Origin of the sequence: Mycolicibacterium septicum DSM 44393 (genome assembly GCF_000455325.1) — a bacterium.
Taxonomy (GTDB): Bacteria; Actinomycetota; Actinomycetes; order Mycobacteriales; family Mycobacteriaceae; genus Mycobacterium; species Mycobacterium septicum.
The window spans coordinates 1373595-1395060 of sequence record NZ_HG322951.1; the positions used below are offsets into that span (position 1 = coordinate 1373595).

General features: G+C 68.3%; 22 protein-coding genes and 1 riboswitch. Of the genes, 15 read left to right on the top strand and 7 right to left on the bottom strand.

Annotated features, from left to right (window positions below; genetic code table 11):
- The 3 genes from TX88_RS06285 to glnX are packed head-to-tail and all read right to left on the bottom strand — an operon-like array spanning position 1 to position 4564.
- Positions 1 to 2277, bottom strand: coding sequence for a serine/threonine-protein kinase PknG (locus TX88_RS06285; RefSeq protein ID WP_044515447.1), 2277 nt, complete (start codon positions 2275 to 2277; stop codon positions 1 to 3).
- The gene (locus tag TX88_RS06290; protein ID WP_409365853.1) at positions 2277 to 3245 is read right to left on the bottom strand and encodes a glutamate ABC transporter substrate-binding protein; all 969 of its coding nucleotides are present in this window, start codon (positions 3243 to 3245) and stop codon (positions 2277 to 2279) included. The genes TX88_RS06285 and TX88_RS06290 overlap by 1 nt, the downstream gene beginning before the upstream one ends.
- Entirely contained in the window at positions 3245 to 4564 is a 1320-nt protein-coding gene (gene glnX / locus TX88_RS06295; RefSeq protein ID WP_044515449.1) for a protein kinase G-activating protein GlnX, read from the bottom strand. Before glnX ends, TX88_RS06290 begins: the two co-directional genes overlap by 1 nt.
- Before the next feature lie 135 nt (positions 4565 to 4699).
- Here glnX and TX88_RS06300 point away from each other — a divergent pair, with 135 nt between their 5' ends.
- A complete protein-coding gene (locus TX88_RS06300; RefSeq protein ID WP_044515451.1) occupies positions 4700 to 5206 on the top strand; it encodes an NUDIX hydrolase in 507 nt (168 codons plus the stop codon).
- On the opposite strand, the gene thiE is transcribed toward TX88_RS06300, so the two are convergent.
- Entirely contained in the window at positions 5200 to 5871 is a 672-nt protein-coding gene (thiE, locus tag TX88_RS06305; RefSeq protein ID WP_044515452.1) for a thiamine phosphate synthase, read from the bottom strand. The two genes, TX88_RS06300 and thiE, sit on opposite strands and share 7 nt — an antisense overlap.
- Positions 5872 to 5906: 35 nt before the next feature.
- Positions 5907 to 6021: riboswitch (TPP riboswitch) on the top strand.
- Here thiE and thiO point away from each other — a divergent pair.
- From thiO to TX88_RS06345, 8 genes are all read left to right on the top strand, one after another.
- Positions 6011 to 7018, top strand: a complete 1008-nt coding sequence (gene thiO / locus TX88_RS06310) for a glycine oxidase ThiO (RefSeq protein ID WP_044519149.1) — start codon at positions 6011 to 6013, stop codon at positions 7016 to 7018. It overlaps the preceding riboswitch by 11 nt.
- The gene (thiS, locus tag TX88_RS06315; RefSeq protein WP_044515454.1) at positions 7015 to 7215 is read left to right on the top strand and encodes a sulfur carrier protein ThiS; all 201 of its coding nucleotides are present in this window, start codon (positions 7015 to 7017) and stop codon (positions 7213 to 7215) included. Before thiO ends, thiS begins: the two co-directional genes overlap by 4 nt.
- Complete coding sequence (gene thiG, locus TX88_RS06320; protein ID WP_044515459.1) at positions 7208 to 7966, top strand: thiazole synthase; 759 nt, start codon at positions 7208 to 7210, stop codon at positions 7964 to 7966. The genes thiS and thiG overlap by 8 nt, the downstream gene beginning before the upstream one ends.
- Positions 7963 to 8733: an SGNH/GDSL hydrolase family protein gene (locus TX88_RS06325; RefSeq protein WP_244438372.1), complete on the top strand. Its 771-nt coding sequence runs from the start codon at positions 7963 to 7965 to the stop codon at positions 8731 to 8733. Before thiG ends, TX88_RS06325 begins: the two co-directional genes overlap by 4 nt.
- 43 nt (positions 8734 to 8776) lie before the next feature.
- The gene (locus tag TX88_RS06330) at positions 8777 to 9076 is read left to right on the top strand and encodes a WXG100 family type VII secretion target (protein ID WP_162563096.1); all 300 of its coding nucleotides are present in this window, start codon (positions 8777 to 8779) and stop codon (positions 9074 to 9076) included.
- 16 nt (positions 9077 to 9092) lie between these two features.
- Positions 9093 to 9383, top strand: coding sequence for a WXG100 family type VII secretion target (locus tag TX88_RS06335; RefSeq protein ID WP_044515464.1), 291 nt, complete (start codon positions 9093 to 9095; stop codon positions 9381 to 9383).
- A gap of 47 nt (positions 9384 to 9430) precedes the next feature.
- Complete coding sequence (locus TX88_RS06340) at positions 9431 to 10342, top strand: ATP-binding cassette domain-containing protein (RefSeq protein ID WP_044519151.1); 912 nt, start codon at positions 9431 to 9433, stop codon at positions 10340 to 10342.
- Entirely contained in the window at positions 10339 to 11097 is a 759-nt protein-coding gene (locus tag TX88_RS06345) for an ABC transporter permease (protein WP_044515465.1), read from the top strand. Before TX88_RS06340 ends, TX88_RS06345 begins: the two co-directional genes overlap by 4 nt.
- 7 nt (positions 11098 to 11104) lie before the next feature.
- On the opposite strand, the gene TX88_RS06350 is transcribed toward TX88_RS06345, so the two are convergent.
- On the bottom strand, positions 11105 to 11806 hold the full coding sequence (locus TX88_RS06350; RefSeq protein ID WP_044515467.1) for a slipin family protein: 702 nt from the start codon (positions 11804 to 11806) through the stop codon (positions 11105 to 11107).
- A gap of 336 nt (positions 11807 to 12142) precedes the next feature.
- Here TX88_RS06350 and TX88_RS06355 point away from each other — a divergent pair, with 336 nt between their 5' ends.
- From TX88_RS06355 to TX88_RS06375, 5 genes are all read left to right on the top strand, one after another.
- Positions 12143 to 13648: a M28 family metallopeptidase gene (locus TX88_RS06355; RefSeq protein WP_044515470.1), complete on the top strand. Its 1506-nt coding sequence runs from the start codon at positions 12143 to 12145 to the stop codon at positions 13646 to 13648.
- Positions 13645 to 15081, top strand: coding sequence for a M28 family metallopeptidase (locus TX88_RS06360; protein ID WP_044515471.1), 1437 nt, complete (start codon positions 13645 to 13647; stop codon positions 15079 to 15081). The genes TX88_RS06355 and TX88_RS06360 overlap by 4 nt, the downstream gene beginning before the upstream one ends.
- Before the next feature lie 77 nt (positions 15082 to 15158).
- Entirely contained in the window at positions 15159 to 16226 is a 1068-nt protein-coding gene (locus TX88_RS06365; protein ID WP_244438373.1) for a type III polyketide synthase, read from the top strand.
- Positions 16226 to 16735: an isoprenylcysteine carboxyl methyltransferase family protein gene (locus TX88_RS06370; protein ID WP_044515473.1), complete on the top strand. Its 510-nt coding sequence runs from the start codon at positions 16226 to 16228 to the stop codon at positions 16733 to 16735. Before TX88_RS06365 ends, TX88_RS06370 begins: the two co-directional genes overlap by 1 nt.
- Complete coding sequence (locus tag TX88_RS06375) at positions 16732 to 17757, top strand: NAD(P)/FAD-dependent oxidoreductase (protein ID WP_044515474.1); 1026 nt, start codon at positions 16732 to 16734, stop codon at positions 17755 to 17757. The genes TX88_RS06370 and TX88_RS06375 overlap by 4 nt, the downstream gene beginning before the upstream one ends.
- Here the strand turns inward: TX88_RS06375 and TX88_RS06380 are convergent.
- The gene (locus TX88_RS06380; RefSeq protein ID WP_044515476.1) at positions 17738 to 19012 is read right to left on the bottom strand and encodes a uracil-xanthine permease family protein; all 1275 of its coding nucleotides are present in this window, start codon (positions 19010 to 19012) and stop codon (positions 17738 to 17740) included. The two genes, TX88_RS06375 and TX88_RS06380, sit on opposite strands and share 20 nt — an antisense overlap.
- Positions 19013 to 19074: 62 nt before the next feature.
- Here TX88_RS06380 and TX88_RS06385 point away from each other — a divergent pair, with 62 nt between their 5' ends.
- Positions 19075 to 20757 (top strand): SulP family inorganic anion transporter, encoded by a 1683-nt coding sequence (locus TX88_RS06385; RefSeq protein WP_044515477.1) that lies wholly within the window; start codon positions 19075 to 19077, stop codon positions 20755 to 20757.
- On the opposite strand, the gene TX88_RS06390 is transcribed toward TX88_RS06385, so the two are convergent.
- On the bottom strand, positions 20754 to 21466 hold a 713-nt coding region (locus TX88_RS06390; protein WP_162563097.1), incomplete at its 5' end, for an HNH endonuclease signature motif containing protein. The two genes, TX88_RS06385 and TX88_RS06390, sit on opposite strands and share 4 nt — an antisense overlap.

The following is a 21466-nucleotide window of genomic DNA, read 5'->3' on the forward strand; positions in this document are numbered from 1 at the left end:
TCAGAAAGTGCTCATCGGCCGCACACTGTTGGCCAGGTCGACCAGCGCGTAGCGGTGCGACTGGGTGGGGGCGACCCGGGCCAACGCCCGCAACGACGCCTCGACGCCCAGCTTCAGACCGTGCTCGGTGAACGGGAATCCGAGGATGTGATTGCTGCTCGCCGTGTTGTCGGCCAGCCAGTCCATCGCGGTGCCCAACACCAGTGCCCGGATCTGCAGCACGCGCGGCTCCGAATCGGGCAGTGCCTCCACGCGTCGGGCCGCATCGCGGATGTTCTGTTCGGTGATCTCACCGGTGGACCGTCCCGACAGCAGGGTGACCGCGCTGGTCAGCCGTGCGGTGGTGAAATGCCTTGAGGTGGGCGGAACTTCGTCGAGGGTCTGGACGGCCTTGTCGCGCGAGCCGGCGACCGACTCGGCGCGGGCCAGACCGAAACCGGCCGAGATCACGCCGTTGTCGGTGCTCCACACGGTGTTGTAGAACTTCAGCTCATCGGCGGTGCCGGCCAGTTCCGCCGTCGCTGCCAACGCCAGCTTGGGTGCCAGTTCCCCGGGAAGGGTGTCCAGTACCTCGGTGAAATGCTTTGTCGCGGAGTCGTAATCGGCCGACAGCATCTCGGCCACGGCGCGGAACCAGAGCAGCTGCCAGCGCCACCCGGCCCAGGTCGCCAGGTCGTCGAGCTTGCGGGTGGCCTTGGCGACGTCGCCGAGGTCGAGCAGGGCGCGTGCCTCCATCAACGGCAGCTCCACCGATTCGGACAGATCGACGCCTTCGGCGTCGATCGCGCCGTGGCGCGCCGCGCGCAGCTGGTCCAGGGTGTGCACGGGCTGGCTGAGCACGCTGGCCACCAGCATCGGGGCTCCGACATCGGCGCGGTCCACCAGTGGTACGGGCAGTGCGCGCACGATCTCTTGCGCCGTCAGCTTCTCCGAATGCACCTGTCCGTCAACGTAGACATCGGTGTGGGCGACCAGCAGATCGACGCCGAACGTGGACCGGGACGGGCTGAACACGGTCGACAGACCGGGGCGGGGGATACCGGTATCGGCCGCCACGACTTCACGCAGCACACCGAGCAGCTGGGACGACATCTCCTCGGCGCTGCGGAACCGGCGTCGCGGATCGGGATCGATGGCACGGCGCAGGAACCGGCCGAAGGAATCGTATTTGTCGAGTACCGGGTCCTCGGACGGCAGCCCGTCGACGTAGCGGCCCCGCCGGGTCCGCAGGTTCATGGTCAGCGCGGCCAGCGTGCGTCCCACGGTGTAGATGTCGGTGGCCACCGTCGGCCCCGTGCGCACGATCTCGGGTGCCTGGAATCCCGGTGTGCCGTAGAGGTATCCGTAGGAGTTGAGCTTCGACACCGCACCGAGGTCGATCAGCTTGAGCTGTTCCTCGGTGATCATGATGTTCTCGGGCTTGAGGTCGTTGTAGGCCAGCCCGATCGAATGCAGATAGCCCAGCGCGGGCAGGATCTCGAGCATGTAGCCGATCGCCTCGGCCACCGGAAGCCGGGTGCCCCTGGCCTGTTTGAGGGACGTTCCGCCGACGTACTCCATCACGATGTAGCCGACCGGATTGCCGTGCTTGTCATCGTGTTCGACGAAGTTGTAGATCTTCACGATTCCCGGGTGCGTCACCTCGGCCAGGAACTGGCGCTCGGCCATGGCGATCACCTGAGCCTCGGCATCACCGGAATGCACCAGGCCTTTGAGCACGACCGGACGTTCGTTCACGTTGTGGTCGAAGGCCAGATACACCCAGCCCAAACCACCGTGGGCGATGCAGCCCTTGATCTCGTACTGGTCGGCGACGATCTCGCCCGGGGACAGCTGCGGCAGGAACGAGTACGCGCTGCCGCAGTGCGGACACCAGCCCTCCGACAGGGCATGCCCGTCGCGCGAGGACCTGCCGACCGGCTTGCCGCAGTTCCAGCAGAACCGCTTCTGCTCGGCCACCACCGGGTTGGTCATCAACGCCGTCAACGGATCTCGCTCGGGCACCCGGGCGATCTCGACCAGCCCGCCGCCCAGCCTGCGGATCGGCGAGAGCATCCGGGTGGCGATCGTGGCCAGGTTCTGCGGTTCGGTGTCGCCGCCGCCGAACGTCGGATCGTCGGATTCGTCGAACTCCGGGCGGAACACCGCCTGGGTCGCCATGGGCCGCAGGGTCGACTGCGAATCCAACTCGAGGTCTTCGAGGCTCGCCGGCTGAGTCCCGGGGCCGCCCTCGGTGTCGGGGGCCTCCGGGAGTCCGCTGTCGTCAGGCTTTTTCATCAGTCGACATACCTCGCAACCGGGGGCGACGGTGCCGGCCCCAGGACCGTCAACCACTTGCGGTACAACGTGTTCCAGGTGCCGTCGCGGCGGATGCGTTCCAGTGTCGCGTTGACGACCCGGACCAGCGGCGTGTTGTCCAGGTTCAGCCCGATGCCGTAGGGCTCCTCGTTGAGGCTGGGGCCGACGATGTGCAGATAAGGATCCTGGGCCACCAGCCCGGCCAGGATCGAATCGTCGGTACTGACCGCATCGGCCTGGCGCTGCTGCAGTGCCACCAGGCAATCGGCCCAGGTCACCACCGAGACGATGATCGGTGACGGGCTGATCTGCTGGATCCGCTTGAGCGACGTGGTCCCGTCCACCACGCACACCCGCTTGCCCGAGAGGTCGGAGGCCTGCGAGATGTTGGAGTCCCGCGCGGCCAGGATGCGTTGGTGGGCCATGAAATACACCGTGGAGAAATTGACCTCCTTGCGGCGCTCGCAGGTGATCGTCATGGTCTTGACCACGATGTCGACCTGATTGTTCTGCAGCGCGGTGATGCGGTCGGCCGAGGACAGGATGCGGTACTCGACCTGTGACGGCGTGCCGAAGATGTCGCGCGCGACCTCCCCGGCGATGTCGACGTCGAACCCGTTGATCTGACCGGTGATCGGATCGCGGAACGAGAACAGATTGCTGCCGATGTCGAGCCCGACGACCAGCCGCCCGCGGTCGCGGATCTTCGCCACCGCGGCGTCGGCGTCGGCCTGATTGCCGAACGGCCGCAGGCTGGCGGTGCGGTTGCACTCGTCGGTGTCCTGCGTCGGCACCCGAACCGGCTGGGGCGCAAGCTCCTGCATGCCTGCCGGGCTGGGCGGCGCCAGCGTCATCGTCGGCAACGTCAACGCCGGCGCGCTCTGGCTGCACCCGGCCACTGCCAGGGTCGCGGTCAGGATGGCCAACGCCTTATTCATCTTCCACATCAGCGGTACTCACTCAGTCGGGGCCACAGTCCCAACGCCACCGCCAGCGCCGCGGCCACACTGAGCAGCGCGGCGCCCACGGTCGCACCGGACAGCACCCGGCGGGCATTGGCTATGTCATTGCGCAACTGGCTGCGGCTCTGTTCGATGCCCTTGGACAAGGCGTCGTCGAGCTTGTCGAAGGCCGACGTGGAATCGTCCTCGCCGGTGCCCAGCGCCACCTGCGTCGCGGCCTGGTAGTTGCCCACCGCGATATAGGCGTTGATCCGGTCATCGGCGGCGCGCCACTTGGTCAGCAGATCCTCGGCCCCCGTCAGATCGCTCTTGTCGATGCGGGTGTCGCGGGCCAGATACTGGGCGAGCTGCTGCTGCATGGCGTCGATGCGCTGGTAGTAGGACTGCTTGCGCAGGTTCTCGTCGCCGCGCCGGATCAGGGCCAGCGTCTCGTCGGCCCGGGCCTGTTGCGCGGTGATGGCCAGGTTGGTCACGGTCTTGAGGGACTCGGCGGCGGTGTCCTTGGCGCTGCGGCTGTCCGACGTCGAGATCACCAGTGCAGTGGTCACCCAGATCAGCATGATCAGCACGGCCATCCCGCCGGCCACGAACCCGATGTTCACCCGGCGCCGGGTGCGCCGCGCCAGCCAGCGGTTGGCGAACGCGCCGAACATCAACGTGGCCAGCACCACCAGCATCACCGCAGTCGGGATCCGGGTGGAGGCGGTCGTCTCGGCATCCACCCGCGCCGAGGTCTCCTCGTACAGGCGTTGCGCGTCGGGCAGGATCTGCGACTGCATCAGCGCCGAGGCTTCCGACAGGTAGGACGAACCCACCGGGTTGCCGGCCCGGTTGTTGGTCCGCGCGGTCTCCACCAGGCCGGTGTAGACCGCGAGCCGTGCGTTGATCCGGCCGAGCAGCTGCACCAGTGCTTCGTCGGTCAACCCGCTCGATGCCCGCGTCACCGCCACCGAGGCGTCGGTGATGGCCTGCTCGTATCGCTGACGGACATCGCGGGGTTCGGCCCCGGCGATGAAGGCCGTGGCCGCGGCGGCGTCGGCGACCGACAGCGTCGTGTAGAGCTGGCCGGCCGCGAACGCCAGCGGCTCGGTGTGATCGAGCACCGTGGTCAACGCCTGCTGACGGTCGTTGATCGTGGTGGACGTCGCGAACGCGCTGGCTATAACCAGCCCGGCGAGCGTCACTCCGATCGTCAGGATGCGCCCGGGCGTGGTCCACAGAAACCACCAGCGCGGGTGGGCAGGAGTGGTCGGCGACCGGGACGCGAGCGGTTCGGTCGAGGGATGTGCCAAATCCACAGTCACCTGCGCACGGACCTCATTTAGTTTCGGTGCTTACGGGGTGTTCCAACACTATAAAAAAATTCTAAGAGCGCCGCGCTTAGGCTCGCGGAGAAATTGCGGCCCACCGAAACTGGCGACGTTCCTTATCCTGTACGGGTGCGTGGCGACGGTGACGGCTGGGTGTTCTCCGACAACGGCGCCCGCTATTGGGGGCGCCACGGTGCGGCCGGCCTGTTGCTCCGGGCACCGTGGCCGGGCGGAGCAGCGGCGGTGCTGCTGCAACATCGGGCCCCGTGGAGCCATCAGGGCGGAACGTGGGCGCTGCCCGGCGGTGCCCGCGACAGTCATGAGACCGCCGAACAGGCCGCGGTCCGGGAAGCCCATGAGGAAGCCGGGGTGACAGCCGAACAGCTCACGGTGCGCACCACCGTGGTGACGGCCGAGGTGGCCGGTATCGGTGGCACCCACTGGTCCTACACGACGGTGATCGCCGACGTGCCCGAGCCGTTGGAGACCGTCCCGAACCGGGAGAGCTCGGAGTTGCGCTGGGTGGCCGAGGACGAGGTGGCCGAGTTGCCGCTGCATCCCGGGTTCGCCGCGAGCTGGGAGCAGTTGCGTGCGGTGACGGCATCCCTGCCGCTGGAGCACAACCGGCATCAATAAGCCTGAGCGATCGCGTCCTTGAGTTCGGCGGCCGCGGCGCGGGGATCCGCGGCGGCGGTGATCGCGCGGACCACCACGATGCGCCGGGCACCGGCGGCCAGCACCTCGGGAAGCCGCTGCTGATCGATCCCGCCGATCGCGAACCACGGCTTGGCCGGATTCAGCGCGGCCGTCGCGCGCACCAGGTCCAGACCCGGCGCGGACCGGCCCGGCTTGGTCGGGGTGGGCCAGCACGGTCCGACGCAGAAGTAGTCCACCTGTTCATCGATCGCGGCAGCGGCCTGCGCCGCGTCGTGGGTGGAGCGGCCGATCACCGGGCGCTCGCCGATGATGCCGCGGGCGACCGCGAGCGGCAGGTCGTCCTGACCGAGGTGCAGGATGTCGGCCCCGGCGGCCAGCGCGATGTCGGCGCGGTCGTTGACCGCGAGCAACGCACCGTGGCGGCGGGCGGCGTCGGCCAGGATCTCCAGCGCCTCGAGCTCCTGACGCGCCTCCAGCGGGCCGAACTGCTTCTCCCCGGGCGACCCCTTGTCCCGCAGCTGGATCAGATCCACCCCGCCGGCCAGCGCCGCATCGGCGAATTCGGCCAGGTCACCACGCTCCCGGCGGGCATCGGTGCACAGGTAGAGGGTGGCGCGCTGCAAACGGTCGGCGGGTGATTCCACACCGCGACGGTAGCCGGTGGTGCCCGAGTACCCTGGACTGGCAATACGGGAGCCCCGGGGACGTGGGGCTGAGAGTGGGCATACGGACCGGCCCTGACCGTCACACCTGATCCGGGTCATGCCGGCGAAGGGAGCGGGTATGGCGCGAACACTTGCCGTCGTCGGCGGCGGTGTGATCGGGCTGTCCGTCGCACGCCGGGCGGCGCTGGACGGCTGGACCGTGCGGCTGCACTGCACCACCGAGCGCGGCGCATCATGGGTGGCCGGCGGAATGCTGGCCCCGCACAGCGAAGGTTGGCCGGGCGAGGAACAGATACTGCAGATCGGCCTGGAATCGCTGAAGCTGTGGCACTCCGGATTCCTCGACGGGCTGGCACCCGAGGTGGTCACCGCGCGCGAGTCGCTGGTGGTGGCCGTCGACCGGGCCGATGTGGCCGACCTGCACACCGTCGCCGAATGGCTCTCCGCGCAGGGGCAGCCGGTCGAACTGACCACTGCCGCCCGTGATGTGGAACCCCTTCTGGCCCAAGGTATCCGGCACGGGTTCCGGGCCACCACCGAACTCGCCGTGGACAACCGTGCCGTGGTCGACGGACTGGCCGCGCATTGCGAACGGCTGGCTGTGCGGTGGGCCGGGCCGGTCGAGGATCTGGCCCAAGTGAACTCGGCCGACGCCGTCGTCGTCGCCAACGGAATCGACGCCCCGAAGCTCCTGCCCGGCCTGCCGGTGCGTCCGGTGAAGGGCGAGGTGCTGAGGCTGCGGTGGCGCAAGGGCTGTATGCCGGTGCCGCAGCGGGTGATCCGGGCCCGCGTTCACGGCCGGCCGGTGTACCTGGTGCCGCGCGCCGACGGCGTGGTGGTCGGCGCCACCCAGTACGAGCACGGTCGCGACACCGCGCCGGTGGTCAGCGGGGTGCGCGATCTGCTGGAGGACGCCTGCGCGGTGATGCCCGCGCTGGGCGAGTACGAGCTGGCCGAGACCGCGGCGGGGCTGCGGCCGATGACGCCGGACGGCCTGCCGATCGTCGAACGTGTCGACGAGCGCACGCTGGTGGCCGTGGGACACGGCCGGAACGGATTTCTGTTGGCGCCGTGGACCGCTGAGCGGATCGCGGCTGAGCTCGAGGTGAGCGTGGGAGCGAAATGATCACCATCACGGTCAACAACGAGACCCTCGAGGTGGACGAGCAGACCACCGTCGAGGGGCTGCTGGAGACCCGGGGCTTCCCGGACAAGGGCATCGCGGTCGCACTGGACTGGACGGTGCTGCCCCGTTCGGAATGGGACCAGACCCTGTCCGACGGTGCCCGGGTCGAGGTCGTGACGGCGGTGCAGGGTGGGTGAGTCAAAACTCAGTATCGGCGGCCGGGAGTTCGGCTCCCGGCTGATCATGGGTACCGGTGGCGCACCGAATCTGGCTGTGCTGGAAGAGGCCCTGGTCGCCTCGGGGACAGAGTTGACGACCGTGGCGATGCGACGGGTCGACGCCGAGACCGGCACCGGGGTGCTCGACCTGCTCAACCGGTTGGGTATCGCGGCGCTGCCCAACACCGCGGGCTGTCGCGGTGCGGCCGAGGCCGTGCTGACCGCGCAGCTGGCGCGGGAGGCGCTGGGTACCGACATGGTCAAGCTCGAAGTCATCGCCGACGAGCGCACGCTGCTGCCCGATGCCATCGAACTGGTCAAGGCCGCAGAGCAATTGGTCGACGACGGGTTCATCGTGCTGCCCTACACCAACGACGACCCGGTGCTGGCCCGCCGGCTGGAGGACGCCGGCTGTGCCGCCGTCATGCCGCTGGGCTCGCCGATCGGGACCGGCCTTGGCATCTCCAACCCGCACAACATCGAGATGATCGTCGAGCGGGCCGGGGTGCCGGTGGTGCTGGACGCCGGTATCGGCACCGCCTCCGATGCCGCGATGGCAATGGAATTGGGTTGCGATGCAGTGCTGTTGGCCACTGCTGTCACCCGCGCCGCCGACCCGCCGACCATGGCCGCCGCGATGTCGGCAGCCGTCACCGCCGGATATCTGGCTCGTCAGGCGGGGCGTATCCCGAAGCGGTTCTGGGCCCAGGCGTCGAGCCCGGCGCTGTGACGCGCTATGTGGCCCTTGGCAGTTCGATGGCGGCCGGGCCGGGCATCAAACCGTCGGCACCCGGTGCGCCGTGGCAGGCGGGCCGCTCGGCACGCAACTACCCCCATCTGGCGGCCGCCCGGCTCGGGTTCGATCTGGTGGACGTGACGTACTCCGGGGCCACCACCGCGCACATCCTGAGTGAGCGTCAGAACGGTGCGCCGCCTCAGATCGACGCGCTCGACGGGTCCGAGGCCCTGGTCACCGTCACGATCGGCGGCAACGACGCCGGCTACGTGCCCCAGTTGATGGCGGCTGCGCTGCCGCGATTCACCCGGTCCGTGCCGCTGGTGGGGCCGTTCCTTCGCGGCCTGCTGGATCCTGCCGCACGGGAGGCGGCCTTGACACAGGTGGCCGACGCGCTGGTGACGGTGGGGCGCGAGATCCGGCAACGCGCTCCTGCGGCCAGGGTGCTGTTCGTGGACTACCTGACGGTGCTGCCGCCCGAAGGCGTGGCGGCCTCACCGCTGCTGGAGGCTGACGCGGCGCTCGGTCGACACGTCGCGGCCACGCTGGAACGACTCACCGGAGAGGCCGCCGCCGAAACCGGCTGCGGATGGGTGCGCGCAGCACAGGCCAGCCTGACGCACCATGCCTGGTCGGCCCAGCCGTGGACCACGCGGCCCGGGTTGCCCTGGCCGGGACGGCCCGCGCCGCTGCACCCGAACGCCGCCGGCATGCGGGCGGTCGCCGAATTGGTGGTGGCAGAGGCCGGCCCGAGCAGCTGAATTCGTGCGATCAGGGCTGATGACGGCGTGTAAGAATCTCCTCATGGGCCTCGAGTTGAATGGTGACGAGCTTCGGAAGAAGTCCGCCCAACTGTCGAAATTCGCACAGGAACGCGCGCAGCACGAGCGCCGGGTGACGGAGATCGCGGGTGAGTTCGCCGCGACCTGGACGGGAGCAGCGGGCTCAGCTGTCCAGTCCGCCCTCTCGAACTACCTCACGCAGGCATCGGATGTCCGTCGGGAAGAGCTCGACATGTCGCACCTTCTCGATGAAGCGATCGCGGCGTACGAGGGGACTGACGGCAACGCGGCCGGCTCGCTGGCCCAGTCCATGAACATCTGAGTCGGAAGGTTTCCGGATGAGCACCGATATCTCCGTCCAGTTCGAGCGGACGCGACAACTGGCCGCCGAGCTGGATGCCGAGGCCGCCAAGGTCAAGCAGATCCTGGAAGAGGAGACCGCGCTGATGGCCGACATCGGCGGTACCTGGACCGGCTCGGCCGCCGAACAGTTCAGTCAGCAGTACAGCGAGTGGAACAAAGAAGCCGACGAAGAGGCGGCCGCGTTGGACAAGCTGTGCGCCGCGGTTCACGGGGGCATCGACACGCTCAACTCCACCGAGACCGACGTGACGGGAATGTTCAGTTGATCTGAACCTGAGCAGTCAGAACGACACCGCCTGCAATGATGGCGGTGATGATCGAACTGACCGGGCTGACAAAACTCTATGGATCCCACCGAGCCGTCGACGATCTGACGTTCACCGTCGAACCGGGAGTGGTGACCGGATTCCTCGGGCCCAACGGCGCGGGCAAGACCACCACCATGCGGCTGATCCTCGGGTTGGACCATCCCAACACCGGGTCCGCGACCATCGACGGCAAGAAGTACCGGGAACTGCGCGATCCGCTGCGCGCGGTCGGCGCCCTGCTCGACGCGCGTCAGGCCCACCCGAACCGCTCGGCCCGCAACCACCTGCGCTGGATCGCGGCGGCCAACCGCATCGCGCCGGCCCGGGTGGACGAAGTGCTCGAGACAGTCGGGCTGACAGCGGTGGGGGACCGTAACGCCGGGACACTGTCGCTGGGCATGAGCCAGCGGCTGGGGATCGCCGCTGCGCTGCTGGGCGATCCGCCGGTGCTGCTGTTCGACGAACCGGTCAACGGCCTGGACCCCGAGGGCATCCACTGGGTGCGCACGCTGATGCGCAACCTGGCCGCCGAGGGGCGCACGGTGTTCGTGTCCAGCCACCTGCTGGCCGAGATGGCCAACACCGCCGACCGTTTGGTGGTGATCGGGCAGGGCAAGCTGATCGCCTCGACCACGGTGAGTGAGTTCGTCAGCGGCACGTCCGCGGACACCGTCCGGGTGCGCACACCACAACTCGAGACGCTGCGTGAGGTTCTCACCGACGCCGGGTTCGAGGTGGAGGCCGCCGCCGACGGCGATGCGCTGGCGGTGCACGGCGCGGCCATCGAGGTGATCGGCGACCTCGCCGCGCGCAATGCGATCACCCTGCACGAATTGAGCCAGCGGCAGGCCTCGCTGGAGGAGGCGTATCTGAAACTCACCGACGATGCCGTCGACTACCGGGCGGTGAAGAAGTGAGCGCGCTGGCGGCGCTCGACGCCGAGCGCATCAAGCTGGCCACCACCCGCTCCCCGCTGTGGTCGACGGTCGGGGTGGCGGTGCTCAGCCTCGGTCTGGCCGCCATGCAGGGCCTGACGGCGCACCACTACTCCGGGTTGTCCCCGTCGAAGGCCGCATTGGGTGTCGCGGTGTTCGGGGTTCCGGTGCTGATGGTGCTGTCCTCGATGACGATGACCGGCGAGTACCGCAGCGGGCTGATCCGCACCACCTTGCTGGCCACGCCGAACCGGACGCAGGTGCTGACCGCCAAAGCGGTGGTGTGCGCGGCCTTCTCCTCGGTGTGTGCGGTGATCATGGTGCTGGCCTCGGTGCTGGTGGCCCGGATGGTCGCCGACCCGGTGGTCGGTACCCAACTGTCGATGGCCAACCCGGCGACCTGGCGGGTGGCCGGCGGGTTCGCGCTCTATGCCGCACTGGCCGCGGTGCTCGGGGTGGCCGTAGGGGCACTGCTGCGATTCGCGGCCGGTGCCGTGGCCATCCTGCTGCTGTGGCCGCTGGTGGCGGAGCCCCTGCTGGGCAACATGCCCAACACCGGCCCGAAGGTCGGACCGTGGCTGCCGTTCGCCAACATGTTCCGGTTCCTTCAGGTCGAGTGGTTGTTCCCCACCTACTACACGTCGTGGAGTGAGCTGGGCTCGCTGTTCTACTTCCTGGTGTGGGTGGCGGTGGCGTTCGTGGCTGCCGCGGTGGTGCTGAACAGGCGTGACGCCTGACCCGGAATTACTCCGGGTCAGACGCCACATCCGGTGAAACCGCATCGCTGGTGCCCAGGGCCAGCACCACCTTCGACCCGTACGGCACGTGCTGGATCAGCTGCAGCTGAGCCAGCGCCGGGTGGGCGTCCAGCAGCTTGCCGGCATTGGCCAGCGCACGCAGGGCCGCCGTCTCGGCACGGGCGGCTTCCAGCTTCGCCGCACCCGTGGCCTTGGCCGTCGCCAGCTGCAGTGCGGCCGCCCGGATCTCGGTCGGGACGATCACGTCCTTGACGAACGCCCCGATCACCTGAACTCCGGTGCGGGCACCGGCCGTCCGCGCTGCCGCGGCGATCGCGTCGGCATCAATGCGGTTGCCGCGCTGCATCACCTCGTCCGCGGTCACCGCCGAGGCGAGGTCGCGCAGTGCGATCTGCGCGGCCAGGTACACCGCAGCCATCGGGTCGGCCGCGGCCTCCACGTAGGCCACCGCGTCGCGGACCTTGAACTGCAGCGCGACGGTGATACGCAGCGTCACCGCATCCGAGGTCAGCACCTCCTGCGGAGCCAGCGTCAGCACCTGCTCACGCATCTCGACACGCACCACCGAGGCCGCCACATCAATGCGGTGGCGTCCCGGGGGCAGGACACGACCCAGCGTGCCGTCCTTGTACTCCAGTGCGCACTGGCCTGCGGAAACAGTGATTCGGTTGAACGTGAACATACTCATGTCGTGTCCTCCTTCCGGTGTATGTGTCTGTGCAGCAAAGGGATACCGCCGCCGGGCGCAATCGGTGACGGGGCGTCACATCCCCGTCCCGGCGGATGCGGGCCGCAAGGCCGCTGACTGCGCGATTCCGGCGACGGTATCGGGGTTGTAGGAGAGGATTCGAACCTCAGGCCCTTTACCTGTGCCATGACGCCGCCGGCAACACGCAGAAACGTTGCGGTACCCCGCTCGGCCTGCTTCCCTGTCGGCGCCGGGGAACACCATGCCACCGCAGCAAATCACCAGGCAACTGATTTATGCGCCAGGCCGTTCGGGGGAGCCGCTACCGTGGGTGCAATGCGACGTACTTCGACGGGGGCGGTTCTCTGCGCGCTGGCGCTGACCGCGGGGCTGGCCGGCTGTGATGCAAAGACCGAACTGCAGACCGACGGGCGGCAATCCCAGGAATCCTCGTCGGCGGCGGCGCAGTTCGCCGACCAGTTGCGCGAGCGGGTCTCGGCCGACGCGATGATGGGGCATCTGAGCAAGCTGCAGGACATTGCCAACGACAACAAGGGCAACCGCGCGCTGGGCAGCCCGGGGTACGACGCGAGCGTGGACTACGTGGCCGGCGCGCTGCGCGATAAGGGGTTTGACGTGGAAACCCCCGAGTTCGAGGTGAAACTCCCGTTCGCCGAGGACCCCCAGGTCACCGTCGGTGGCCAACCCGTCGCCGCCAAGCCGCTGGAGTTCACCATCGGTACCGCGCAGGACGGCGTGTCCGGGCCGCTGGTGCCGGCGAAGGTCGAGGACACCCCCGGATGCGAGGCCGCCGACTTCGACGGGCTCCCGGTCGCCGGTGCGGTCGTGCTGGTCGATCGCGGCTCGTGCCCGTTCGCGGACAAACAGGCCGCCGCGGCCGAGCGCGGCGCGGTCGCGATGATCGTGGTCAACACCAACAACGACGAGAAGATGGGCGGCACGCTGGGCCGCAACACCGACGTCAAGATCCCGGTGGTCAGCGTGACCAAGGATGAGGGCACCCGGCTGCGCAACTCACCCGGGCCCACCACGATCAAGCTCGTGGCGGGCGTGCGTGTCGAACACACCCGCAACGTCATCGCCCAGACCAAGACCGGCTCGACCTCGGACGTGGTGATGGTCGGTGCCCACCTCGACAGCGTTCCCGAGGGCCCCGGAATCAACGACAACGGTTCCGGCGTGGCCGCGGTGCTGGAAACGGCCTTGCAGATGGGTGATTCGCCGCAGGTGGCCAACGCGGTGCGGTTCGGGTTCTGGGGAGCCGAGGAAGAAGGTTTGCTCGGATCGACCAACTACGTCGAGTCCCTCGACACCGAGCAGCTCAAAGACATCGCCATGTACCTGAACTTCGACATGCTCGGCTCACCCAACGCGGGCTACTTCACCTACGACGGCGACCAGTCCGCACCGCTGGACGAGCAGGGCCGCCCCCGCGTCCCCGAGGGTTCGGCGGGAATCGAGCGGACCCTGGCGGCCTATCTGCAGAATGCCGGAAAGACGCCGCGCGACACCAGTTTTGACGGTCGATCCGACTATGACGGGTTCACCATGGCGGGCATTCCCTCCGGTGGGTTGTTCTCCGGTGCCGAGGACAAGATGGACGCCGAGGAAGCAAAATTGTGGGCCGGCGAGGTGGATCAACCGTTCGACCCGAACTATCACAAGAACACCGATACCCTTGACCACGTGAACCGGGACGCACTGCAGATACATGGTGAGGGAGTCGCATTCGCTGTCGGGCTGTATGCCCAAGATCAGCGGGGCCGCAACGGTTTACCGGTTCGTTCGGACCGTACGCGGCACCAGATCACCGCGCAGTGACGGCGCGTCGACTCGCAGCCCTATTGCTCGGTGCCGCACTGGCGGGATGCTCGGCACAGCCATCGCCGAAGGCTGTCGAGCCGCAGGAACTGGCGGGCAAGATCACCGTCGACGCCATGTTCACCCACCTGCGCAAGCTCCAGGAGATCGCCGACAGTCATGGCGGGAACCGGGCGGTCGGCAGCCCGGGTTACGAAGCCAGCGTCGACTATGTGGCACAACTCCTGCGGGACAAAGGTTTTGATGTCCAGACACCGGAGTTCGAGCGGATGGGCGCGATGCGCGGGGGTAACCCGGCGCTGACCGTGTCCGGGGGCACGTACCAGGTGGATCAGGCGTCGATGCTGGTGACGACGGCGCCCGACGGGCTCAACGCGCCCACGCTGCGTCCGGGCAAGCCGTCCGGATGTGCGGCCACCGACTACGGGTCGGTCAACATCTCCGGTGCCATCGCGGTCGTCGACGACACCGGGTGTTCCGTTGTGGCAAAACAGAACACCGCGCTGGCCAAGGGTGCGGTGGGGCTGCTGGTGGTCAACAGCGGGCACCAGCCTCCTCCCGGCGGGTTGTTCACCACCGGCTACTACCGCGAACTCACCGTCCCGGTCGGCATCATCGACGAAAACGCGGATGCGGCGTTGCTGCGCACCACCGCCCCGGTCCGGCTGACGCTCGACGGCAAAGCCGAAATGATCAAATCCCGCAACCTGACCGCGCAGACCAAGACCGGGTCGGCCTCCGATGTCGTGCTGGTGGGTGCGCACCTCGACAGCGTCGGTGGCGGTCCGGGTATCAACGACAACGGGTCGGGGGTCGCGGCCGTCCTGGAAACCGCGCTGCAGATGGGTAGTTCGCCGCAGGCGAGCAATGCGGTGCGATTCGCGTTCTGGGGCGCCGAGGAAATGGGGTTGGACGGGTCGAAGCAGTACGTGCGCGGCCTGCCGCTCGACCAGCTCGACGATCTCGCGCTGTATCTGAACTTCGACATGGTCGGCTCGCCCAACGCCGGGTTCTTCACCTATGACGGCGACCAGTCCGGCCAGGCCACCGACCCCAAGGCGATACCCGAAGGATCGGCCGGCATCGAAAGGACCATGGCCGGCTATCTCAACCTGGCCGGGGCGCGGCCGGCGGACATGCCGATCAGCGCCAACACCGACTACCACCCGTTCCTGCAGGCCGGCGTGCCGATCGGGGGCACCACAACCGGATCGTCGCAACGCAAGACCGAGGTTCAGGCCCGGTTGTGGGGCGGACGGGCCGGGGCGGCCTTCGATCCGAACTATCACACGGCCCGCGACACCATCGACAACGTCGATGCGCACGCGCTCGGGATCATGGGATCGGCGATCGCGTTCACCGTCGGCACGTACGCCCGGTCGATCGATGGCCCCAATGGTGTGCCGGCACGTGACCGACGTCACCGCGGCTGACCCGGATTCGCCGGGGGAGCGTTGAACCGGCGAGGGTAGGCCCCCGTGGTACGGGTATGGGAATTAACGTCGCGAGAATGCCCAGCCACAGCACCATTGCCGGCGTCCATGCCGTACTACCTCCGCATCGGTATACGCAGGACGAGGTCACCAGCGCCCTGCTTGACCTGCCGGGATACGCCGAGGTCGAGGATGTGGTGCGGGCCCTGCACAAGAGCGCGAAAGTGAACAGCAGGTATCTGGTCCGGCCGCTGGAGGAATACGCCGATCTCGACGATTTCGGTGAGAGCAACGGCCTGTTCATCGAGCATGCGACCGAACTGGGCTGCGCGGCACTGTCCGGGGCCCTCGACGAGGCGGGGCTACGCCCCGAGGACGTCGATCTGATCGTCACCACCACGGTCACCGGCGCCGTGGTCCCGTCCTTGGACGCGCGCATCGCCGGGCGACTCGGCCTGCGGCCCGACGTACGGCGCATCCCGATCTTCGGACTGGGCTGTGTGGCCGGCGCCGCCGGCATCGCGCGGCTCAACGACTATCTGCGGGGCGCGCCCGACAAGGTGGCCGTCCTGGTGTCGGTCGAATTGTGTTCGCTGACACGCAAACACAATCCCACGATGCCGACTCTGGTGGCCGGCGCGCTGTTCGGCGACGGCGCCGCCGCGGTGGTGGCGGTCGGCGAACAACGGGCACGCAAGCTCAACCCGACCGGACCCGATGTGCTGGACTCACGCAGTCATCTGTATCCAGACTCGTTGCACGCCATGGGTTGGGACATCGGCTCCGATGGTTTCGAGATCGTGCTGAGCGCTGAAGTCCCGAGCTTCGTAGGGCGCTACCTGGGTGACGATGTCACCGGGTTCCTCGGCGATCACGGCCTTTCCGTCGACGATGTGTCCGCATGGGTCAGCCATCCCGGTGGGCCGAAGGTGATCGAGGCGATCATCGATACCCTCGGATTGCCCGAGGACGCATTGGATCTCACCTGGCAGTCGCTCGCCGACGTCGGCAATCTCTCCTCGTCCTCGGTGCTGCACGTGCTGCGCGACACCATCCGCAAACGGCCGGAGTCGGATACCCCCGGGGTGATGATGGCCATGGGTCCGGGCTTCTGCTCGGAGCTCGTCCTGCTGCGCTGGCGCTGATGGCGGCGAAGAGATTCACCGCGCTGATCGCCCTCGTCGCCGTCGAGCGGGTCCTCGAACTGGTGGTGTCCAAACGCAACCTGCAGTGGAGCATCGCCCAGGGCGGCAAGGAATTCGGGGTAAGGCACTATCCGGTGATGGTGGCGCTGCACAGCGCGCTTCTGGTCGGCGCGGTGGTGGAGGCGCGCCGGCGCCGGCCATCACCGGTGCTCGGCCGGATCATGGTGGCGGTCGTGCTCGCGGCCCAGGCGCTGCGGTGGTGGTGCATCACCACGCTGGGCAGGCAGTGGAACACCAGGGTCGTGGTGGTTCCAGGAGCCACGCGCGTGGTCGACGGTCCGTACCGGGTGTTGCCGCACCCGAACTACGTGGCAGTGGTCACCGAGGGAGCGGCGTTGCCGCTGGCCGGCGGTGCGTGGATCACCGCTCTGGTGTTCACGGTGGCCAACGCCGCGCTGCTGCGGACCCGGATCCGCGTGGAAAACGAAGCGCTGCAAGGCCTGACGTGATCGATCTGCTCGTCGCGGGTGGCGGCCCGGCCGGGCTGGCCACCGCGGTGCACGCAGCGCGTGCCGGGCTGGAGACCGTGGTGGTGGAACGGCGCCAAGGCCCGATCGACAAGGCCTGCGGTGAGGGGCTGATGCCGCACTCGGTCCGGCAGCTGCAACGTCTGGGTGCGGAGGTGGACGGACGCGCATACAGGTCCTTCTACGGCATCCGCTACCTGGACGGACACCGCACCGCCGAGGCCAGGTTCCGCGACGGGGCCGGGCGCGGAGTGCGTCGCACCGTTCTGCACGCCGCACTGTCCCAGGCCGCGTCGGAAGCCGGGGTCCGGGTGGTCCAGGGTGAGGTGGGGCCGGTGACCCAGGACTCGGCATCGGTGAGCGCGGCCGGTTTTCGGGCCCGCTATCTGGCGGCCGCCGACGGCCTGCATTCGCCCATCCGCCGCTCGCTCGGGCTCAGCGGCGGAGAGGGCAGGAGACGCCGCTGGGGAATCCGGCGGCATGTCCAGATCGCGCCGTGGTCGGATTGTGTCGAGGTGTACTGGGGTCCTGACGCCGAGGCGTATGTGACACCGGTCGGGGAGAACTGTGTCGGGGTGGCGATTCTGACCTCGGTGCGCGGCGGCTTCGACGAGCACCTGGCGGCATTCCCGTTGCTGGCCGAGCGGATTCACGGCCTCGAGCACGGCCACGACCGGGCGGCCGGGCCGTTGCGGCAGAAGGTCCGCAACCGGAGCGCGGGCCGGGTATTGCTGGTCGGCGACGCGGCGGGATACGTCGATGCCCTCACCGGGGAGGGGATGGGCCTTGCCTTCGGCGCGGCCGAACTCCTGGTGGGGTGTGTACGCGCGGACCGGCCGGGTGATTACGACCGGCAGTGGCGGGCGATGACGCGCCGCTATCGGTTGCTGACGGCAGCCCTGTTGCACGGCAGCGGTTTTGGTCCGGTGCGGGCGTGTATCACCCCGGCTTCGGCGGCGCTGCCCTCGGTGTTCGCCCGCGTGGTCAACGCTCTTGGCGAGTAGGTTGGGCCAGGTTCCCCAGATACTCCAACAACCTCATGCTGTGGAAGACCAGCAACGCGGCGATGGAACCCAGCGCGATCCCGGTGAACGTCAGAGAGCCGAGCTGCCAGGTGAAGTCGGCGATCCCGATGATCAGCGGAATGGCGGCGGTCATCTGGTTGACCGGCTTGGAGAAGTCGACGTGATTGGTGAGCCAGATCCGCACGCCCAGGATGCCGACGAGGCCGTAGAGCACGATGGTCGCGCCGCCCAGCACACCCGGCGGGATCGCCGAGATCGCCGCTCCGACCTTGGGGCACAACGACAATACGATCGCCACTATCGCGGCAACCCAGTACGCCGCGGTCGAGTAGACCCGGGTGGCCGCCATCACGCCGATGTTCTCGGCGTAGGTGGTGGTGGCCGATCCGCCCCCGGCGCCGGCCAGCACGGTGGCCACGCCGTCGGCGGCCAGCGCGCGGCCGATCATCGGATCGAGATCGGTGCCGGTCATCTGCCCCACCGACTTGACGTGCCCGATGTTCTCGGCGACCAGTGCGATCACCGCGGGCAGGAACAGCGGCAGAACCGCCAGGTTGAACGTCGGGGTGTGGAACTCGGGCAGCCCCAGCCACGGTGCCGCGGCGATCGCCGCGGTGTCCACATCGCCGAGGACCAGAGCCAGCAGGTACCCGATCAGTACCGCGCCGAAGATGGCCAGCCTGCCGATCAGTCCCTTGAAGAACGCCAGCGTGGCGACGAGCAACACCAACGTCACCAGCCCGACCAAGGGTCCCTTCTCGAAATTGGCCTTGGCGGCCGGCGCGAGGTTGAAGCCGATCAGTGCGACGATCGCGCCCGTCACCACCGGCGGTAGGGCCAGGTCGATCCAGTGGGTGCCGACCAGGTGCACCACCGCTCCGATGAGGATCAACAACACCCCGACCGCGATCAAACCGCCCAGCGCGCTTCCGGTTCCGTGCGAGGCCACCGCCGCCGTGACCGGGGCGATCACCGAGAAACTCGACCCCAGGTAGCTCGGCAACCGGTTGCCGGTGATGAGCAGGAACAGAATGGTGCCAACGCCGGAGAACAGCAGCGTGGTGGCGGGCGGAAAGCCGGTGAGCACCGGGACCAGGAACGTGGCACCGAACATGGCCACCACATGCTGGGCCCCGATACCGATGGTGCTCGACCAATTGAGCCGTTCCCCGGGGTTGACGACGAAGTCGTCATCGGTGCGCGTCTCGACGTACTTCCAACTCAGCGGAATCACGAATGTGACTACACACCATGATCGGCTGCCGCGCACGCGGACTGCGGCAAGAATCAACCGTGATGACAACCAACCTGGCGCGCTGGGTCCCCGGACTGGCGCAGTTCACCGGCTACCGGCGGTCCTGGCTGCGCGGCGACGTCCTGGCCGGGGTGACGGTAGCGGCGTACCTGGTGCCGCAGGTGATGGCCTATGCGACCGTGGCCGGCCTGCCGCCGGTCGCGGGGTTGTGGGCCGCGCTGGTCCCGATGGCGGTCTATGCACTGCTGGGTTCTTCCCGGCAATTGTCGGTCGGGCCGGAATCCACCACGGCCCTGATGACGGCCACGGCGCTGGCTCCATTGGCCATCGTCGACCCGGCGCGCTACGCGGCGCTGTCGGCGGTGCTGGCCCTGCTGGTGGGGGCGATCTGCCTGGTGGCCGGTCTGTGCCGGCTCGGGTTCCTGGCCGACCTGCTGTCGCGCCCGGTCCTGGTGGGCTACATGACCGGGGTCGCCGTCATCATGATCAGCGGCCAACTCGGGAAGATCAGCGGGATCGAGGTCACCGGAGACGAGTTCGTCGATCAGGTCCGCTCTTTCGTCGGCGGCCTCGAATCGGTGCACGTACCCACGGTTGCGCTGTCGGTCACGGTTCTGGTGCTGCTGCTCGTGCTGTACCGGATCTCACCGCGGTTCCCCGGACCGCTGGTCGCGGTGCTGGCGGCGACCGCTGTGGTGTGGCTCTTCTCCTTGGACGACAAGGGGATTCGGGTGGTCGGCGGCATCCCGGCCGGGTTGCCGGTACCTACCCTCCCGCCGGTCCCGATGACGGAGCTGGTGGCCCTGGTGATCCCGGCGGTGGGCATCGCGGTGGTCGCGTTCTCCGACAACGCCCTGACGGCGCGCACCTTCGCGGCGCGCAAGGGGGAGTCCATCGATGCCAACGCCGAACTGCGGGCACTGGGCGTGTGCAACCTGACAACAGGTGTCACGCAAGGCTTTCCGGTCAGCTCCAGCGGCAGCCGTACCGCACTGGGCGACACCGTGGGCAGCCGAACTCAGCTGTACTCGTTGGTGATGCTGGCGACGGTCCTGCTGGTCATGCTGGCAGGCCGCGATCTTCTGGAGAACTTCCCGATGGCCGCCCTGGGGGCGCTCGTGGTCTACGCCGCCCTGCGGCTGATCGACGTGGCGGAGTTCCGGCGGCTGGCGCGCTTCCGGCGCAGCGAGCTGATTCTGGCCGTGGCCACCACGGTCGCGGTTCTGGGCCTCGGCGTGCTCTACGGGGTGCTGGTGGCGATCGCCTTGTCACTCATGGACGCGCTGAGGCGCATCGCCCGCCCGCACGACAGCGTGCTCGGCTATGTCCCCGGGATCGCCGGGATGCACGACGTCGACGACTATCCGGAGGCCCAGCTGGTTCCGGGGCTGGTGGTCTACCGCTACGACGCCCCGCTGTTCTTCGCCAACGCGGAGGATTTCCGGGAACGTGCGTTCGCCGCGGTGGAGAACGCCCCAGGCAAGGTCGAATGGTTCGTCTACAACGCCGAAGCCAACGTCGATCCGGACCTGACGGCCGTCGATGCTCTGGAGCAGTTGCGCGGTGAGCTGGTCGCACGGGGCATCGTGTTCGCGATGGCCCGGGTCAAATCCGATCTGCGCGACGACCTGGTGGCAGCGGGCTTTCTCGACCGCGTCGGCGCCGAGCGGATCTTTCCCACCCTGCCGACCGCGGTGGAGGCATTCCGCAACCGTTCTGCCTAGTAGGGCGGGGGTTTGTCGAGTTCGGTGTTGAGTCGGCGTTCGGTGTTGATGCGTTGGGTGCGGGTTTGTTGGCGTGTGTGTTGGCGGACCGGCATTTTCGTGTGTCGGTCGATGGTGGCCATTGGCGCGGACTTGGCGGGTGGGGCCGGGGTGTGGATGGCCCGGTCGGGGAACAGGATCTGGCTGAAGGGTGTGGTCTGGTAGGTGTGGCCGGTCGGCGCGGTCCAGGTGTGGCTGCCGTCGGGCTGTTGAACATCGGTCCAGCCGCCCTTGCCGGTCTCAAAGGTCTTGAGGAGGTGGTGGGTTCGGCATTTGGGTCCGAGGTTTCCGGGGTGGGTGGCACCGGCGGGCCATGCGGTGGTGTGGTCGAGGTCGCAATGGTGGGCTGCTACTCCGCAGCCGGGGAACATGCACACGAGGTCGCGCATTTGGACGAAGGCGGCCAGCTTTGATGTGGGCCGGTAATGCGGTTGGGTGGTGAGGTCATCGGGGTGGGTGAGGTGTTTGACGGTGGCGCCGGTGGCGATGAGTTCGGCCAGTAGCGGTGCGGGTACGACGCCGCCGCCGAGAAGGACTGCGGGAGGCCCGGTTACGGCTGGTGTGCGGTCGGCGGGGTAGTCGTTGGGGTCGGGTTTGCCGTGGATGCGTGGGTCCCGGGGTGGTTGCGACGGGCTCGCGGGTGCCTCGGCCTGGTCGTCGTGCTGGGCGC

What these genes read in the sequence shown, in the direction of transcription:
- TX88_RS06285 (WP_044515447.1), bottom strand. Translation starts at nt 2,277, where the DNA reads ATGAAAAAGCCTGACGACAGCGGACTCCCGGAGGCCCCCGACACCGAG.
- TX88_RS06290 (WP_409365853.1), bottom strand. Translation starts at nt 3,245, where the DNA reads ATGTGGAAGATGAATAAGGCGTTGGCCATCCTGACCGCGACCCTGGCA.
- thiO (WP_044519149.1), top strand. Translation starts at nt 6,011, where the DNA reads ATGGCGCGAACACTTGCCGTCGTCGGCGGCGGTGTGATCGGGCTGTCC.
- thiS (WP_044515454.1), top strand. Translation starts at nt 7,015, where the DNA reads ATGATCACCATCACGGTCAACAACGAGACCCTCGAGGTGGACGAGCAG.
- TX88_RS06330 (WP_162563096.1), top strand. Translation starts at nt 8,777, where the DNA reads ATGGGCCTCGAGTTGAATGGTGACGAGCTTCGGAAGAAGTCCGCCCAA.
- TX88_RS06335 (WP_044515464.1), top strand. Translation starts at nt 9,093, where the DNA reads ATGAGCACCGATATCTCCGTCCAGTTCGAGCGGACGCGACAACTGGCC.
- TX88_RS06340 (WP_044519151.1), top strand. Translation starts at nt 9,431, where the DNA reads ATGATCGAACTGACCGGGCTGACAAAACTCTATGGATCCCACCGAGCC.
- TX88_RS06350 (WP_044515467.1), bottom strand. Translation starts at nt 11,806, where the DNA reads ATGAGTATGTTCACGTTCAACCGAATCACTGTTTCCGCAGGCCAGTGC.
- TX88_RS06355 (WP_044515470.1), top strand. Translation starts at nt 12,143, where the DNA reads ATGCGACGTACTTCGACGGGGGCGGTTCTCTGCGCGCTGGCGCTGACC.
- TX88_RS06365 (WP_244438373.1), top strand. Translation starts at nt 15,159, where the DNA reads ATGCCCAGCCACAGCACCATTGCCGGCGTCCATGCCGTACTACCTCCG.
- TX88_RS06370 (WP_044515473.1), top strand. Translation starts at nt 16,226, where the DNA reads ATGGCGGCGAAGAGATTCACCGCGCTGATCGCCCTCGTCGCCGTCGAG.
- TX88_RS06385 (WP_044515477.1), top strand. Translation starts at nt 19,075, where the DNA reads ATGACAACCAACCTGGCGCGCTGGGTCCCCGGACTGGCGCAGTTCACC.